This window comes from Salinicola halophyticus, assembly GCF_003206695.1.
GTDB classification, from domain to species: Bacteria; Pseudomonadota; Gammaproteobacteria; order Pseudomonadales; family Halomonadaceae; genus Salinicola; species Salinicola halophyticus.
Genome location: NZ_PZJN01000004.1, coordinates 1 through 17,121, shown reverse-complemented (window position 1 = coordinate 17,121; position 17,121 = coordinate 1). Strand labels below are relative to the sequence as shown.

Annotated in this window: 9 protein-coding genes; 4 read left to right on the top strand and 5 right to left on the bottom strand. The window is 64.1% G+C overall.

From position 1 onward, the window contains the following. Window positions 1-196: 196 nt before the first annotated feature. The 4 genes from DOM58_RS05340 (at window position 197) to DOM58_RS17610 (ending at window position 4,772) form a co-directional block, all read left to right on the top strand. On the top strand, window positions 197-769 hold the full coding sequence (locus DOM58_RS05340) for a hypothetical protein (protein ID WP_110692080.1): 573 nt from the start codon (window positions 197-199) through the stop codon (window positions 767-769). A 213-nt stretch (window positions 770-982) separates the two neighbouring features. After that, complete coding sequence (locus DOM58_RS05335; RefSeq protein ID WP_110692079.1) at window positions 983-1,960, top strand: NADPH:quinone reductase; 978 nt, start codon at window positions 983-985, stop codon at window positions 1,958-1,960. A 124-nt stretch (window positions 1,961-2,084) separates the two neighbouring features. Then, a complete protein-coding gene (locus DOM58_RS05330; RefSeq protein WP_110692078.1) occupies window positions 2,085-3,914 on the top strand; it encodes an SLC13 family permease in 1,830 nt (609 codons plus the stop codon). A 267-nt stretch (window positions 3,915-4,181) separates the two neighbouring features. Beyond that, a complete protein-coding gene (locus DOM58_RS17610; protein WP_245392164.1) occupies window positions 4,182-4,772 on the top strand; it encodes a septal ring lytic transglycosylase RlpA family protein in 591 nt (196 codons plus the stop codon). A 159-nt stretch (window positions 4,773-4,931) separates the two neighbouring features. Here the strand turns inward: DOM58_RS17610 and DOM58_RS05320 are convergent, their stop codons facing one another. The 5 genes from DOM58_RS05320 to betA form a co-directional block, all read right to left on the bottom strand. Beyond that, window positions 4,932-7,400, bottom strand: a complete 2,469-nt coding sequence (locus tag DOM58_RS05320) for an acyl-CoA dehydrogenase (protein ID WP_110692077.1) — start codon at window positions 7,398-7,400, stop codon at window positions 4,932-4,934. A 240-nt stretch (window positions 7,401-7,640) separates the two neighbouring features. Continuing rightward, a complete protein-coding gene (locus DOM58_RS05315) occupies window positions 7,641-10,745 on the bottom strand; it encodes an efflux RND transporter permease subunit (protein ID WP_110692076.1) in 3,105 nt (1,034 codons plus the stop codon). After that, window positions 10,742-13,912, bottom strand: coding sequence for a multidrug efflux RND transporter permease subunit (locus tag DOM58_RS05310; protein ID WP_110692075.1), 3,171 nt, complete (start codon window positions 13,910-13,912; stop codon window positions 10,742-10,744). Before DOM58_RS05310 ends, DOM58_RS05315 begins: the two co-directional genes overlap by 4 nt. Further along, entirely contained in the window at window positions 13,909-15,198 is a 1,290-nt protein-coding gene (locus DOM58_RS05305; RefSeq protein WP_110692074.1) for an efflux RND transporter periplasmic adaptor subunit, read from the bottom strand. The genes DOM58_RS05310 and DOM58_RS05305 overlap by 4 nt, the downstream gene beginning before the upstream one ends. Before the next feature lie 289 nt (window positions 15,199-15,487). Next, on the bottom strand, window positions 15,488-17,121 hold a 1,634-nt coding region (betA, locus tag DOM58_RS05300), incomplete at its 5' end, for a choline dehydrogenase (protein WP_110692073.1).

Here is a 17,121-nt window from a genome sequence, read left to right as displayed (position 1 = left end):
CGAAGTGTAATCGATCGACGTTACATAGGGGTGACGCGATTGCCGATTCGAGGGATTCGATGTTTGCCGGAGACGCCGTCGGGAAAGCGGTCGGAAGGGTGGCCGCCGGCGGATTATGCTAGGCTGCGCGGCCTAATTACACCGGCCCGAAGCTGCCGGCAGCGCGCCGAAAGGCTACCAGCCAGGGAGAAGCATGATGAAAGTCGTCCACGTCAGAAATCCTGAAACCCGCGAGGCGTGTCTCGCCAAGCTTTGTGCCAGTGTCTACGGTCAGCAAGCCGGCCTGGCGCCGCTGGTGACCTTCGCCGGCACCCAGGGCGTGCTGTTCGAACAGGAGGCCGCACGCCTTTTCGCGCTGACCGAAGACGACGGCACGATTCTGTGTCTGACGCTGATCTCGTCCGATGTCGATGGCGGCACCATGGAGATGGGGATGCTGTCGACGCCGGAAGGCAAGGGCAACACCCGGCATAGCCGGCATCTCGTCAAGACGCTGGCGGAGAAGGCGCCGCTGCGGGTGACGGCGTCCGACGAGGCAGGTGAAGCGTTCTTTCGCGGTTGCGGTATCGAACGCTGGATCGACGGCGATGATGGTCTGCGAGTCGGGTTGGGGCCGCTGCATCCGTCGCCGGTCAACGGCGTGCTGCCCAGCCTGGTACGCTTCAACGCCGACGGCATCGTGCGCACCTTCAAGCAGGAGCCGGGGACCTTCGAGGATTACAAGACACGCTTCGTCGCCGCGCTGGAGCGGTACGCGGACATCCTTTGATCGTGGACTCGCCCAGCCCCTGCCGGGCAGGTCGCTGAATCCGACGGCGATCCGGCTCGCGCCGTACCTGATTCGCACGATCTCTGGTCCGCACGATCTCTGGTCCAGACCATCTCTGGTTCAGTCCATCTCTGATCCGCGCCGCACTTGACCCGCCTCGGGAATGGCGCTTGGATGGCAGACCGATAGTCATCAGCCTACTAAGGAAACGTCATGGCCAAGCGCATTCAGTTCGCCCGCACCGGCGGCCCGGAGGTTCTCGAGACCGTCGAGTTCGAACCTGCCGCACCCAAGGCGGGGGAAGTCCGAGTCAAGAACCACGCCATCGGGCTCAACTTCATCGATATCTATTTCCGAACCGGGCTCTATCCGGCGCCGTCCATGCCGTCCGGATTGGGTACCGAAGGTGCCGGCGTGGTCGATGCGGTGGGTGAAGGCGTGACGCATCTCGAGAAGGGCGATCGCGTCGCCTACGCTCAGGGGCCGCTGGGTTCCTACTCGGAATTTCACGTACTGCCGGCCAGCAAGGTGGTCGAGCTCCCCGAGGATATCCCCTTCGAGACCGCCGCGGCCGCCATGCTCAAGGGCTTGACCACGCAGTATCTGCTGCGCCAGACGTTCCCGCTGGAAGGCGGCGAAACCATCCTCTTCCATGCCGCTGCCGGCGGTGTCGGCTCGATTGCCTGTCAGTGGGCCAAGGCCCTCGGCGTCAAGTTGATCGGCACGGTCGGTTCTGCCGAAAAGGCGGAACTGGCGAAGAAAAACGGGGCCTGGGCAACGATCAACTATCGCGAGGAGAACGTGGTCGAGCGCGTTCGCGAGCTGACCGACGGCGCGATGGTTCCGGTGGTCTACGACTCGGTGGGCAAGGATACCTGGCTAACGTCGCTGGACTGCCTGGCGCCGCGTGGCCTGATGGTCAGCTTCGGCAATTCGTCCGGCGCCGTCGAAGGCGTCAACGTGGGCCTTCTCAATCAGAAGGGCTCGCTCTATCTGACCCGCCCCAGCCTCAACGGCTACGCCGATACCCGCGAGCGATTCGAGGAGATGTGTCTCGATCTGTTCGACATGCTCGAGAGCGGCAAAGTCAATATCGATATCGCGCAGCGCTTCAAGCTGGATGAAGCCGGCAAGGCCCAGGAAGCCCTGGCCTCCCGCCGGACGACGGGATCGACGATTCTCGTCCCGTAACCCTCCAACGAATCATTGGCGTATGATATCCAGGCCGGCATCGCGATAGCGCGTTGCCGGCTTTTTCGGTCATGACGGGCGCCATTCGCTCTCATCTGTCCTCGTTCGCACAAGGAGCGTGTCGATGCAGGATGCAACCTGGGTGTTCCTGATACTGGCGGTGACGCTGGTCGCTTTCGTCTGGGGTCGGTTTCGCTATGATCTCGTTGCCATGGCAGCGCTGCTGAGCTGTGTGCTGCTGGGCGTGGTACCCGCGGACGAGGCTTTCTCCGGCTTCGGCCATCCGGCGGTGATCACGGTGGCGGCGGTCCTCGTGCTCAGTCGCGGTTTCGAGCACGCCGGTGTGGTCGACTGGATCGCCGAGAAGGCGCTCAAGGCGGGTAGCCAGCCGGTCTGGCAACTAGTGGTGCTGACCACGACCGTGATTCTGATGTCGGCGATCATGAACAATGTCGGCGCGCTGGCGCTGCTGCTGCCGGTGGCAGTCCGTGTCGCCCGCGAACACGGGACTTCGCCCTCCTTTCTACTGATGCCGCTGGCTTTCGGCTCGCTGCTGGGCGGATTGATCACGCTGATCGGCACGCCACCCAACATCATTATCAGCACCTTTCGCGCCAGCCAGGGAGAGGGCGCCTTCCGGATGTTCGATTTTGCCCCGGTGGGTGTCGGTGTGGCGTTCGTCGGGCTGCTGTTCATGGTGCTGGTGGGCCGCAAGCTGACGCCGCAGCGCCAAGGGCAGGCCTCGGCCGCCGAGCTTTTCGAGACCTCGGCCTATCTCAGCGAATTGACGGTAGGTGAGTCGGCCAAGGCCGTGGGCTGGACGCTTCGCGAACTGCGGGAGGTATGCGATGAGCCGGTGCCGATTCTGGGCATCATCCGGGGTGACAAGCAGCATTCGGGGCATCGCTTCTTCGGTCCGCTTCAGGCGGGCGACATTCTGCTGCTCGAAGCGGGACCCGAGGATCTCAAACAGCTGGAGGACAAGGGCGGCTTGACTCTCGGCGCCCGGTCCCGGGATGACGAACCGGCCGGCGATGCGGTGTCGGAGAGTGACGAGGAAGCGAGCGCTGCCCGCGTTCCCAAGTTGGATGCAGAGGACCTGCAACTGGTGGAAGCGGTGGTGCGTACCGATTCGATGATGATCCGGCGCACCGTGACGCACCTTCGCCTGCTCAATCAGCACGGGTTGCATCTGGTTGCGGTCTCCCGTGACGGCGCGCGGTTGAAGCAACGTCTTCGCGAGGTTCGCTTTCAGCCAGGCGACGTGCTCCTGCTGCAGGGTGACGAGAACGGCCTCAGCGACAGCCTCGCGGCGCTGGGCTGCCTGCCGCTGGCCAGTCGCAAGCTGTCGCTGGGCAAGCCTCGCCAACTGTTGCTGTCGGTGGCGATCTTCGCGGTAGCCATTGCCGCGATGATGTTCGACCTGTTGCCGGCAGCGATCGCGATGTCGTTGGCGGCGCTGGTCACGCTGGCCTCCGGCGTGCTGCCGTTGCGCGAGGGCTACGACGCCATCGAGGGTCCGGTGATCGTGCTGCTGGCGGCGATGCTGCCGGTCGGCCAGGCACTGGAGACCAGCGGCGGGGCACAGATGGTCGCCAACGGCATGATGACACTCGGCGATGGCTGGCCGCCGGTGATCACGTTGGTGGCGCTGTTCGTGATCACGCTGCTGCTGTCCAACGTGATCAACAACGCCGCCGCGGCGCTATTGATGGCGCCGATCGCCGCCAATCTCGCCAGCGGTCTGAATGTCTCTCTCGACCCGTTTTTGATGACGGTGGCGGTCAGCGCCTCCTGCGCGTTCCTGACGCCGATCGGGCATCAGTCCAACACGCTGGTGATGGGACCGGGCGGCTACCATTTTCGCGACTACTGGAAGCTGGGGCTGCCGCTATCGGTGGTCGTGATGGCAACCGCCATTCCCTTGATTTTACTTATTTGGCCGCTATCGTGAGCCGATCGTCGATTATCGTTGTCTGATTTCGACGACCAGTCCGAGTTCAACGACTCGTCTGATCTCGGCGACGGCGTCTGCTTGCCACGTTCATTGTCAGACGCGCCGATGCCGGATCGGCAATGGCCTATCGAGCCTGTAGCCTATCGAGCTTATAGCCTTGGGGCTTATAGGAATGGCCAATAAAAATGGCTAATAGAAAGAGCCAGGTTAACTACGATGATATCAGAGCTCACTGACGACAGATCCTCGCCGCTCCGGCGGCCGGTGTTTCGACGACCGCAACCGCCCAAGTGCCTGTTGGCCGGCGCTATCGTCTCCATCCTGCTGGCGGGCTGTGCCTCGACCCATCATCCGCAGGGCTGGGACACGACCGCGCCGCCCCAGCCTGCCGCAACGGCTGGCAAGCCCGGCGCTAAGCCCGGCAAGAAAGAGCCGGGCAAGAAAGAGCCGGGCAAGAAAGAGCCGGGCAAGAAAGAGTCCGGCGCCAAGCGCAGAGCATCGGGTTCGACTTCCGATCGGCAGGCCAGTGCGGCCGCTCGAGTGCAGGCGGATGCCGCGGCTGACAAGAAGCGTCTGGGGGAAGCGACCTTTTACGCAGCCTATTTCGAGGGGCGGCCGACCGCCAGCGGCGAGCCCTACGACGGCCGGGCAATGACGGCCGCCCACAAGACATTGCCGTTCGGGACCAAGGTAAAGGTGACCGCGCTGGATTCCGGCGAGACGGCGGTGGTGCGCATCAACGATCGCGGCCCGTTCGTCGATGGGCGCATCATCGATCTCTCCCGGAAGGCGGCGGAGCAGCTCGGCATGGTTCATGACGGTGCCGCCGAAGTACAGCTTCAGATACTGGAATAGCCCTAGGTACTGGAATATTCCTACGTACTGGAATAGACCAAGGTACTGGAATCGCTCCGGATACTCACAGATTCCTCAAGTCGTGCCCCTGAAAAGCCGAAGCCCCCGTTGTTTGGACGGGGGCTTCGGTTTATTGCGAGTGATGTTCCACCAGCGGCGTTAGACGGTGGTCTCGTCCTCGGCTGGCGCCGGTTCCCGCACTGTCTGATGGGTGACGAAGGCATCGAACGCGAAGTCGTCGACCGTCAGCATGTCCAGTACCTCGGCTTCGTGAGCACGCATGAATGCCGCATCTTCCTCGCTGAGGACCCCGGCCGTGAGACCGGCATCGATCCACTGTTCAGGATGCAGCGCGGTCTCCGGCAACGTCTTCTTGGCTCTGGCCTTGTTGAGGGTGCGATAGATCGCCTCGGCACGTTCGGCGTTGGTCAGCAGGGCGTTGTAGCGCGCCAGCGCGTTGTCCTTCTGACCCTCTTCCCAGGTATCCCAGGTATTGCGGGTCAACTTGTGGCGCAGCGCGCTGTCGGTGGAAATCGCCTTGGCGATTTCGCGGGTCAGCGTGTCCTGCGGCTTGTGCCAGCGACGCCCAACCGGCTGGGTGACGAACGATAGCGTCATGCCCAATGCGCGATTGGGCAGGTTGTCGAACAGATCGGCCATCGCCTGCTCGGCGCGATTCAACAGCAGCCGACAGCTGTAGTGGAACAGCGCCGCTTCATTGTCGACCCGATCCGTCTCGTGCCACTGCTTGAGCACCATCGACAGCAGATACAGATTCGACAGCACGTCGCCGAGACGGGCCGAGATCATCTCGCGCTGCTTGAGCTTGGACCCGAGGCTAGCCATGGCGGCATCGGCGCAAAGGCTGAAGGCGGAGGAAAGGCGTGCGGCATCCTGCGCGTAGGGCGCGGCGATGGCGTCGAACGGCACCCCCGGCTTGCCCAGGCCCAGCGCCTGGGTGAAGGCGCGCGCACCGTTGCCGAAGATCAGCCCGATATGGCGGAAGAACAGCCGATCGAAAGCGTCGAAGTCATTGGCATCCTTGGCCGCCAGCTCGTCGAGGACGTAGGGATGGCAGCGGATCGCGCCCTGACCGAAGATCATCAGGTTGCGGGTCATGATGTTGGCGCCCTCGACGGTGATCGAGACAGGATTGGCGCTGTAGCCGATGCCGAGATAGTTGCGCGGCCCGAGCGTCACCGTGCGGCCGCCGTGGACGTCCATGGCATCGGCCAGCACGTCACGCTGGAATTCGGTCAACTGGCTCTTGAGGATCGCCGACGGCACCGCCGGTTTGACGCCATGATCGATGGTATTGGCGGTCTGGATGACGGCTGCCTGAGTGATATAGGCCTTGGCCGCTATGCGCGCCAGCGGCTCCTGGACGCCTTCCATGTCCGCCACGGCGATATTGAACTGGCGCCGGATTCGGGTGAAGCCGCCGCTCCAGCCCACCGCGTAGCGACCGATGCCGGCGGCGCCCGACGGCAGCGTGATACAGCGACCGACCGAGAGGCACTCGACCAGCATGCGCCAGCCCTGGCCGGCCATGTCGAGGCCGCCGATCAGGTAGTCGAGCGGGATGAACACGTCCTTGCCGCGAATCGGGCCGTTCATGAACGGGCTGCCGATCGGATGGTGGCGACGTCCGATCTGCAGTCCCTCCGTCTCGCGGGGGATCAGCGCGCAGGTGATGCCGATATCGCTTTCGCCACGTTCCAGCAGGTTGTCCGGGTCGAACATGCGAAAGGCGAGGCCCACCACGGTCGCGACCGGTGCCAGCGTGATCCAGCGCTTGTCGAACGTCAGCTTGAGACCCAGCACTTCTTCGCCATCGTGCATGCCACGGCAAACGATGCCGACGTCCGGAATCGACGTGGCGTCGCTGCCGGCGCGCGGGCCGGTCAATGCGAAACAGGGGATCTCGCGGCCGTCGGCGAGGCGCGGCAGGTAATGGTCCTTCTGCGCCTCGGTGCCGTATTTCAGCAGCAGTTCGCCGGGCCCGAGCGAGTTAGGCACGCCCACGGTGCTCATCAGTGTCTCGTTGAAGGCCAGTTTCTGCAGCACGGCGGACTGCGCCTTGGCGGAAAAGCCGAGACCGCCGTAGGCCTTGGGAATGATCATGCCGAAGAAACGTTCGTTCTTCAGGTAGGTCCAGAGCGCTTCCGGCATATCGGCACGTTCACGGGCGATCTCCCAGGCGTTGCACATGCCGGCGGCGACGGAGCACTGATGGTCGACGAACGCCTGTTCCTCCTCGCTCAGCCCCGGGTTGTCGAAGGCGAGCAGCTTCTGCCAGTCGGGGCGGCCGCTGAACAGCTCGCCGTCCCAGGCCACGGTGCCGGCATCCAGCGCGACGCGCTCGGTTTCGGAGACCCGCGGGGCGATTTTCTTGTACATGGCGAATAGTCGCGGCGACAACCACAGGCGTCGAATCGGCTTGAGACCACAGACGGCGACGCCGATCGCCGCGATCAGCAGCAAGGTGCCGATCACTTCGGCATCCAGCGCCAGCCCGACGATACCCAGAACCGCCAGCACGGCGATCGCCGCAAGCGCGCCGGCTTCACGACGCATGACGACCAGACAGCCAACGACGGCCAGGACGATGAGCAGCAGTGTGATCATGATGGACTCCGAGAGGAAAACGAAATTCAGACGAGCGTTTGAATTTGATTGTCAGACTAGCCGATCGGCCGCCGGCTGACTAGAGCCGGCGGGGTTATCCTTTGGGCTAGAGCGCCGTGAGCCACGAGCCACGAGCGACGAGCTAAGAGCCACGAGCTACGGGCTACGGGCTACGGGCAACGAGCTACGAGCTACGAGCTACGAGCTACGAGTTACGAAAAGAGCCTGTAAGTCCGAAGCTTACGCTTCGCTGGCACGGTCCGAGCCGATCTGTCTTGGCCGCAGCCGACGGTGCAGCCTGTCGAGGTAGAGATAGACCACCGGGGTGGTGTAGAGCGTCAGTATCTGGCTGATGATCAGGCCCCCGATGATGGTGATCCCCAGCGGCGCGCGCAGGCCAGCGTTTTCGTCGGTGCCGATCAGCAGCGGCAGGGCGCCGAGCAGTGCCGCCAGGGTGGTCATCATGATCGGCCGGAAGCGTACCAGTGCGGCGTGGCGAATCGCTTCCTGCGGCGACATGCCCTGGTCGCGTTCACACACCACGGCGAAGTCGACCAGCATGATCGCGTTCTTCTTGACCACGCCGATCAGCAGGATGATCCCGATCAGCGCGATCAGCGTGAACGGCGTATCCAGCAGCATCAGGGCCAACAGCGCGCCGACCCCGGCCGACGGCAGCGTCGACAGAATCGTCAGCGGGTGGATATAGCTCTCGTAGAGAATCCCCAGCACCAGGTAGACCGTGATCAACGCCGCCAGGATCAGCCACGGCATCGCCTCGATGCCGCTCTGGAAGGTGCCGGCGCTGCCCTCGAAATCGACCTGTACCGATGTCGGCAGATGGAGCTCGTCGACGGCCTGGCGAATGCGCGCGGTGGCATCGCCCAGCGAGACGCCGTCCTCGAGATTGAACGAGATCGTCGAAGCGGCGAACTGGCCCTGATGATTGACGGTGACCGATGTGGTGCTGCGCTCGACATGGCTGAACGCCGAGATCGGAATCATCTCGCCGTCGTTGCCGCTGACGTAGAGATCGCTGATGGCGTCCGGCGCCTGACGGTAGGGGGCATCCACCTCCATCACCACATAGCGTTGCTCGTCGGCGTCAAAGAGACTCACCACCTTGCTCTGGGCGAAGGCGTTGCCCAGTGCGGTGTCGATGGCGCGCATGTCGACGCCAAGGCGGGAGGCGGTATCTCGATCCACGACCAGCTTGGCGGCCAGGCCGTCGCCGCGGCTGTCGCTGTCGACGCCGGTGATGCCGTCGACCTGCTGCATCGCCTGCTGGACCTGGCTGGCACCGTCGCCAAGCAGTTCGAGGTTGTCGCTTTTCAGCGTGATCTCGTATTGCGAGGCGCTGCTGGAGCGTCCGCCGACGCGAATGTCCTGCAAAGGGAACATGAAGGTGCTGACCCCGGTCATGCCCTGCAAGCTGGCAGTCAAACGATTGCCGATCGATTGCGTCGAGCCCTGGCGGTCGGCTTTCAAGGTGATGAACAGCGTCGCCGAGGAGCCGCCGCGACCAGGACCGCCGCTGCCCATGAAGCCCAGTACGCTGTCGACGGCCGGGTCGGTCAGGAGTCGCTCGCGGACCTGATCGAGCTTCTCCGACACCGCCTCGAACGACAGCGCCTGATCGCCACGCAGGGTGCCGAGCAGGCGGCCGGTATCCTGATCCGGAATGAACCCTTTATCGACGGCGGTATACAGATAGCCGTTGAGCACGATCACCGCGACCAGCGACAAGAGCGTCAAGCGGCGGTGCTTCAGCGCGATGTCCAGAGTTCGGGCGTAGCCATTCAGAAACCAGCCGCCGAAGGTAGCCAGACCGCGCTCCCAGGCGGGCTGGCGCTCGCGTTTGGGATGCGGCTTGAGCCAGCGCGCGCAGAGCATCGGCGTCAGTGTCAGCGAGACCAGCAGCGACACGCCGATGGCCAGCGACAGCGTGACCGCGAATTCGTGGAACAGACGCCCGATGAAGCCGCCCAGCAGCAACAGCGGAATGAACACCGCCACCAGCGACACGCTCATCGCGGTCACGGTGAAGCCGACCTCCCTGGCGCCGAGTAGCGCCGCCTTGAACGGTTTCACGCCCTGTTCGATATGTCGCGCAATGTTCTCCACCACCACGATGGCGTCATCGACCAGAAAGCCGATCGATACGATCAGCGCCATCAGCGACAGCGTATCGAGCGAGAAATCGAACACCCACATCATCGCGAAGGTGCCGATCAGCGACACCGGTATCACCACGCTGGGGATGATGGTGGCGCGGGCGTTGCGCAGGAACAGGAACACCACCAGTACCACCAGCACCACCGCCAGCAGCAGCGTCAGTTGGGTCTCCTGCAGTGATGCCTGAATGCCGGGCGCGCGATCGAGCTGTACGCTGAGATTGACGTTCTCCGGCAGCAGGCTCTGGACCTCGTCGAGCCGTTCCCGCACGCCGGCAATGGTATCGATGATATTGGCACCGCTGGCGCTGCTGATGACCAGCAGCACAGCGGGGAGCTCGTTCTGGAAGCCGACGTTGTAGCGATCCTCCACGCCATCGGTGATGGTGGCCACGTCGCCCAGGCGCATCAGCGAGCCGTCGTCGCCGCGGGCGATCACGATCTGGCTATAGTCGCTCGCTTTCAACAGTTGGGAGTCGCTCTGGACTTCCCAGCGATGCTTGACGGTCTGCACGAAACCGGTGGGCGATTGGGTTGTGGCCGCGCGCAGGGCGCCGGCGACCGCATCGAGGGTAATGCCGGCATGGTTAAGCTTGCGCGGATCGATCGACACACGTACCGCCGGCGACGAGCTGCCGCCGACGTTGACGTCGCCCACGCCCGGCACCTGCGCGATCGGCGGGGCGATCTTGCTGTCGGCGAGCTGATAGAGCTCACTGGTGGGGATCGAGTCGGAGGTCAGCGACAGGATCATCACCGGCGCCGATGCCGGATTCAGCTTGCGATAGTGGGGCCTGCTGGTCATCGCGCTGGGTAGCAGTGGCTGGGCATCGTTGATCGCGGCCTGCACCTCCTGGGCGGCGACGTTGATGTCCTTGTCGAGATCGAACTGGATGATCACCCGGGTCGAGCCATCCGAGCTCGACGAGGTCATCTGGGTGATGCCTGGAATCCGCCCCAGCGAGCGCTCCAGCGGCGTCGCTACTGTCGAGGCCATGGTCTCCGGATTGGCCCCGCTGAGGCTCGCCGACACCATGATGGTCGGGAACGACACGTTGGGCAGCGGCGCCACCGGCAGCCGATCATAGGCGAGCGATCCCAGCAGCACGATGGCCAGCGCCAGCAGAATCGTCGCGACCGGACGGCGAACGAAGGGTGACGACAGGCTCACGACCGGGCCTCTGCCGAGCTGTTGCCATGCTCGTCGTTACCATCGGCTTCGTCATCGTGACGGCGGCGTGCATTCAGTCGGTTCCAGCGCGAAGCCAGACGATCGAAAAACAGATAGATCACCGGCGTGGTGAACAGCGTCAACAGCTGGCTGAACAGTAGTCCGCCGACCATGGTGATGCCCAGCGGCTGGCGCAGCTCGGCGCCGTAGCCGCTGGCGAACATCAGCGGCAGCGCCCCCAGCAGCGCCGCGCAGGTGGTCATCATGATCGGCCGGAAACGCAGCAGCGCCGCGGTGTGAATCGCCTTCTCCGGCGACATGCCGCGCTCGCGTTGCGCTTCCAGCGCGAAGTCGATCATCATGATCGCGTTCTTCTTGACGATGCCGATCAGCAGGATGATGCCGATGATCGCCACCAGACCCAGCGAATAGCCGCTGATCTGCAGGGCCAGTAGCGCGCCGATGGCCGCGGAGGGCAGCGTCGACAGGATCGTCAACGGATGGATATAGCTCTCGTAGAGAATGCCCAACACGATGTACATGGTGACAATGGCGGCGAGAATCAGCCACAGCGTGTCGCTGGTGGAGTTGGTATACGCCAGTGCCGAGCCACGGTAATCCAGCGAGGTCTGATCGCTGAGCGTCTCGGCGGCCGCCTGGTCGACGGCGTCGAAGGCATCCGACAGCGAATAGCCATCGGCGACGGCGAACGACATCAACGCCGACGGGAACTGGTTCTGACGTTGCAGCGACAGTGGTGTGGTGCGCTCGGCCAGGGTGACCAGCGTCGACAGCGGCACCAGCTCGTCGTCGTCATTGCTGACGTAGAGCCGCGACAGCGCTTCCGGGCCGTCGTCGTTGGCCGCATTGGCGGCGAGCACCACGCGGTACTGGCTGGCCTGGGTGAAGATGGTCGCGATCAGGCGCTGGCCGAAGGCGTCGTAGAGCGCGTCATCGATGTCGGCGACACTGACCCCGAGGCGCCCGGCGCGGGCACGGTCGATGGTGACCTCGAGTTTGCGCCCCTCGTTCTGCACGTCGCTGCTGACGCTGGCGATGGCCGGCGATTGCTCGAGGGCCTCCAGCAGTTTGCCGGCATCGGCGTTCAGCGCCTCGCGGTCGCCTTGGGTCAGCGAGAACTGGTAGGGATAGCGGCTGATGGTGTCTTCCAGCGTCAGATCCTGTACCGGCTGCAGCGCGAGTGACAGGCCGGGAATATCATGGCTGGCGTCACGCAGGCGCTTCAGTACGCTGTTCAGGTCGCCGCGATCGTCCAGCGGTTTGAGATTGATCGAAAGCCGGCCGCCGTTGAGCGTGGTGTTGGTGCCGTCGATACCCACGCTCGAGGAGATGTTGGCGACGTCGGGGTCTTCGAGCAGCCGATCGACCAGTTGCTGCTGGCGAGCGGACATCGCCTCGAACGATGTCGACTGGGTGGCCGTCGTGGTGCCGCGAATGACGCCGGTGTCCTGCACCGGAAACAGACCCTTGGGCGTGGCGAGGAACAGCAGCGCGGTGACGCCGAGCGTGGCGACCGCGACCAGTAGCGTCAGCGTCTGATGACCCAGAATCCAGTCCAGGGCGTGTTCGTAGCCGCGGGTGACGCGGCCGAACAGCCCCTGGCGGTTGCGGACCAGGGTCTCGTCGTCCTCGTCGTCAGCGTCATTCCCGCTGCCGGCGGCCTCCGGGCGATATTTCAGCCAGCGCGCACAGAGCATCGGTGTCAGCGTCAACGAGACGAAGGCCGAGATCACGATGGAGATCGCCAGGGTCAGCGCGAACTGGCGAAACAGCACGCCGACCACGCCGCTCATGAACACCAGCGGTATCAGCACCGCCAGCAGCGAGATCGTCAGCGACAGAATGGTGAAGGCGATCTGGCGCGAGCCCTTGAGCGCGGCTGCCAGCGGCTTTTCGCCTTTCTCGATGTAGCGGGTGATGTTTTCCAGCACCACGATGGCGTCGTCGATGACAAAGCCGGTGGCGATAGTCAGTGCCATCAGCGTCAGGTTGTTGAGGCTGAATCCCGCCAGATACATCACGCCGAAGGTGCCCACCAGCGACAGCGGTACCGCCAGGCTGGGAATCAGCGTGGCCGGAATATTGCGCAGGAACAGGAACGTCACCATCACCACCAGGCCGATGGCGAGGATCAGCTCGAACTGGACGTCTTCCACCGCGGCGCGGATGGTGGTGGTGCGGTCGGTGAGAATCTCGACGTCGACGCCGGCCGGTAGCGTGTTCTCAAGCCCCGGCAGGCTCTGCTTGATGGCGTCGGCGACGCCTACGACGTTGGCGCCGGGTTGACGCAGCACGTCGATCAGGATGGCGCCCTGGCGATTAGCCCATGCCGACAGATTGGCGTTCTCGGCGCCGTCCTCGACGCTGGCGACGTCCGACAGGCGCAGTACCGAGCCGTTGTCGTTCTTGAGAATCAGGTCACGATAGCCGCTCGCCGACAGCAACTGGTCGTTGGCGTCGATGCTATAGGCACGGTAGGGCCCATACAGCGTGCCCTTGGCCTGATTGACGTTGGCCGCGGCGACGGCGCTGCGTACCGCGGCGAGATCGAGCCCGTAGGCGGCAAGCTGGCGTGAATCGACGCTGATGCGCACGGCCGGCTGATGGCCGCCGGCCAGCTTGACCTGGCCCACGCCGCTGATCTGGGCGATCTTTTGCGCCATGCGCGTATCGACCAGATCGTAGACCTGGGTCAGGGGCAACGTATCCGAGCTGACCGCGAGCGTCATGATCGGAGTGTCGGCGGGGTTGACCTTGCTGTAGCTGGGTGGGCGGGGAAGATCGTCGGGTAACAGCGTTTCGGCCTGGCTCAGCGCGGCCTGGACCTCCTGCTCGGCGACGCCCATATCGGAATCGAGCGAGAAGCGCAGCGTGATCAGCGAGGCGCCGCCGGTGCTGGTCGAGCTCATGTCCTCCAGACCCGAGATCTCGCCGAGTTCGTCCTCCAGCGGCGAGGTGACGTGGGAGAGCATCACGTCCGGCCCGGCGCCGGGATAGAGCGTGGTGACCTGAATGGTCGGAAAATCCACCTCCGGCAGCGACGAGATCGTCAGCAGCCGATACGCCAGCGCGCCCGCGATCAGGATCGCCAGCATCACCAGCGAAGTGGCGACCGGGCGCAGGATGAAGAGGCGGGACGGGTTCATGAGGCGCTGCCGCGATTCGCACTGTTATCGCTGGCCTGGTTCGCAGCGCCACTGCTGGTCTGGTTCTCGGCGCCACCGCCGGCCGGGTCGGCGACCTCGTCGCTGGACTCTCCCGGCAGGGCGTCGCTGACCACCCGAACCTTGGCGCCCTCGCGCAGGCTGTCGACACCGTCGACCACCACACGCTCGCCGGCCTCGACGCCTGACGAGAGCGCGCTCTGGGAGTTCTGGGTCGCCACCAGCGTGACGTCCCGGCGGGTGACGGTATTGTCAGCCTTGACTACGTAGACGTAGTTGCCGTCCTGGCCGGTCTGCACCGCCGGCTCCGGCACGATGACCTGGTCACGCAGGATCTGCGAAACCAGGCTGACATCGACATAGGCGTTGGGGTAAAGCCCCCCGGCCGGATTGTCGAAGGTGGCGCGCAGCCGAATCGTGCCGGTGGCACTGTTGATGTTGCTGTCGATGCTGCTGAGCTGACCCGAGTAGGTTTCGCCGTTGGTGCCGGTGACACTGACCTGAGGGCGATCGCCATCGGTCAGGCGACCCCTGACAGTATCGATGTAGCGGCTGGGCAGCGAGAAGATCACCGAAATCGGATCGAGCTGGGTAATGGTGACGATCGGGTCGTCGTCGCCGAGCTGGATGATATTGCCGGGATCGACGTTGCGGATCCCCACCACGCCGGTGATCGGCGCGACGATGTCGGTGTAGTCGAGCTGCACCTGGGCGCTCTGGACACTGGCCCGATCGCTGGCGACAGTACCCTGATACTGGCGCACCAGCTGGCGCTGCTGTTCCAGTTCCTGCTTCGAGACATAGTTAGAGCCGATCAGCTTTTCATAGCGCGCCAGGTCTTCTTTCGCCGACGCCAGTTGAGCCTGATCCTGGGCCAGCTGACCCTTGGCCTGGTCCAGCTGCGCCTGATAGTCGCGCGGATCCACCTGGGCGATCCGCTGGCCTTTCTTGACCGTCTCGCCTTCCTCGAAATTGACCGACAGCAGTTCGCCTTCGACACGCGGCCGCACCGTCACGCTCGAGAGCGGACGCACGGTGCCCAGCGCGGTCAATTCGATCGGCAGATCGCCTTGGCTGGCCGCAACGGCGGATATCGCCGTCGCCGGTGGCGCGCCACCGGCCGGCCCTGCGGCGTCTGCTGCAGTTTCGGACTCGCCGCCGCGGCCAAACACGTAATAGACGACGGCGGCCACGATGACGATCAACGCCAGCAGCCAGAGCCAGCGTAGCGGGCGACGAGCGCGAGACGACGAAGGAGAAGAGGACATGTCGAGAAGCGTTCCTTGTACTGACTTTATGACGTGGCCCCACACCGATCGAACGGGCCTGCATCTGATGAGCCTGGGCCGAATGAAACTAGAGCCGGACGAACGTGTAGTCGAACTAGCGTAAAGGCGAACTCAGTGTAACGGAACACTGTTCGCACAATGCGCAATTAGCGCGCAAATAATCGCACGACAGCCAGCCGACGATGGCGCGGATGACATCGACAGACGAAAAAAGCCCGGCGCCAGGGCCGGGCTGAGGAACAGACGAAGTTGGAACCAGAAAAGCGTGTCAGGCGCTTCTGGCCGGCGTCTGACGCGCCGGGGCGCCGTCGGCGACGTAATAGGGGGCTTTAGACGTCGGCAGCGGTTCGCGATCCCGAACGCAGTCGGCGAGTTTTTCGGCGATCATGATGGTGGTGGCGTTGAGATTGCCGGTCACGATCTGCGGCATGATCGACGCATCGATGACGCGCAGGCCTTCGATGCCATGCACCCGGCCTTCATGGTCGACCACGGCGTCGTCATCGGTTCCCATGCGGCAGGTGCCGCAGGGGTGATAGGCGGTTTCGGCATGCTCGCGAACGAAAGCATCGAGCTGCTCGTCGGTCTTGACGTCCGGCCCCGGGGAAATCTCGCGACCGCGATAGGCATCCATCGCCGGCTGATCGATGATCTCGCGGGTCAGCCGGATCGCGGCGCGGAACTCCTGCCAATCGCGTTCGGTGGACATGTAATTGAACAGAATGCTGGGTGCGCTACGCGGGTTCTTGTCGACCAGCTGGACGCGGCCGCGGCTCTCGGAGCGCATCGAGCCGACGTGGGCCTGAAAGCCGTGGGCCTGGACCGCGCTCTTGCCGTTGTAGCTGATCGCGATCGGCAGGAAGTGGTACTGAAGGTTGGGCCACGGTTCACTGTCGTCGCTGCGAATGAATCCGCCGGCCTCGAACTGGTTGCTGGCACCGATACCCTTGCCCAAGAACATCCACTCCGCGCCGATCTGGGGCTGGTTGTACCACTTCAGCGACGGATACAGCGAGATCGGCTCCTTGCACTCGTACTGGATATACATCTCCAGATGATCCTGCAGATTCTCGCCGACGCCCTTGAGATTGTGCACCACGGGAATGCCCAGCGATTCCAGCAACGCCGGGTCGCCCACGCCCGAGCGCTGCAGGATCTGCGGCGAGGCGATCGCCCCGCCACACAAGAGCACCTCTCGACGAACCAGGGCCTGACGCGGCTGGCTGTTGTTGAGATGGTTGTGGAGATAGTTGACACCCACGGCTCGCTGATCTTCGAACAGAATGCGATCGGTAGTGGCGTGGGTGACAATGGTCAGGTTCTCGCGCTGCTTGGCGATGTCCAGATAGCCGCGACCCGTCGCGGCGCGGCGACCGTTGGGCGTCGTCGTCCGGTCCATCGGCCCGAAGCCTTCCTGCTGATAGCCGTTGAGGTCGTCGGTGCGCGGATACCCCGCCTCGACACCCGCTTCGATGAATGCCTGGTAGAGCGGGTTGTTGCCGGCTTTCGGAGTCGCCACGCTCAGCGGGCCGTCGCCGCCGTGATAGTCGTTGGGGCCGATATCGCGGGTTTCCGCCTTGCGATAGTAGGGCAGGCAGTCCAGATAGCTCCAGCTTTCCAGTCCCGGCCGCTTGGCCCAGTTGTCCAGATCCAGCGCATTGCCGCGGATATAGCACATGCCGTTGATCAACGAGGAGCCGCCCAGGCCCTTGCCACGGCCGCATTCCATGCGACGGTTGTCCATGTGCGGTTCCGGGTCGGTCTCGAACGCCCAGTTGTAGCGTTTGCCCTGCAGCGGGTAGGCCAGCGCCGCCGGCATCTGGGTGCGGAAATCGGCGCGGTAGTCCGGCCCGCCAGCTTCCAGCAGCAGCACGCTGATGGCCGGGTCTTCGGTCAGACGCG

Excerpts from the sequence above, each read along its gene's own strand:
- DOM58_RS05330 (WP_110692078.1), top strand. The coding sequence starts at position 2,085 with ATGCAGGATGCAACCTGGGTGTTCCTGATACTGGCGGTGACGCTGGTC.
- DOM58_RS05340 (WP_110692080.1), top strand. The coding sequence starts at position 197 with ATGAAAGTCGTCCACGTCAGAAATCCTGAAACCCGCGAGGCGTGTCTC.
- DOM58_RS05335 (WP_110692079.1), top strand. The coding sequence starts at position 983 with ATGGCCAAGCGCATTCAGTTCGCCCGCACCGGCGGCCCGGAGGTTCTC.
- DOM58_RS05305 (WP_110692074.1), bottom strand. The coding sequence starts at position 15,198 with ATGTCCTCTTCTCCTTCGTCGTCTCGCGCTCGTCGCCCGCTACGCTGG.
- DOM58_RS05320 (WP_110692077.1), bottom strand. The coding sequence starts at position 7,400 with ATGATCACACTGCTGCTCATCGTCCTGGCCGTCGTTGGCTGTCTGGTC.
- DOM58_RS05310 (WP_110692075.1), bottom strand. The coding sequence starts at position 13,912 with ATGAACCCGTCCCGCCTCTTCATCCTGCGCCCGGTCGCCACTTCGCTG.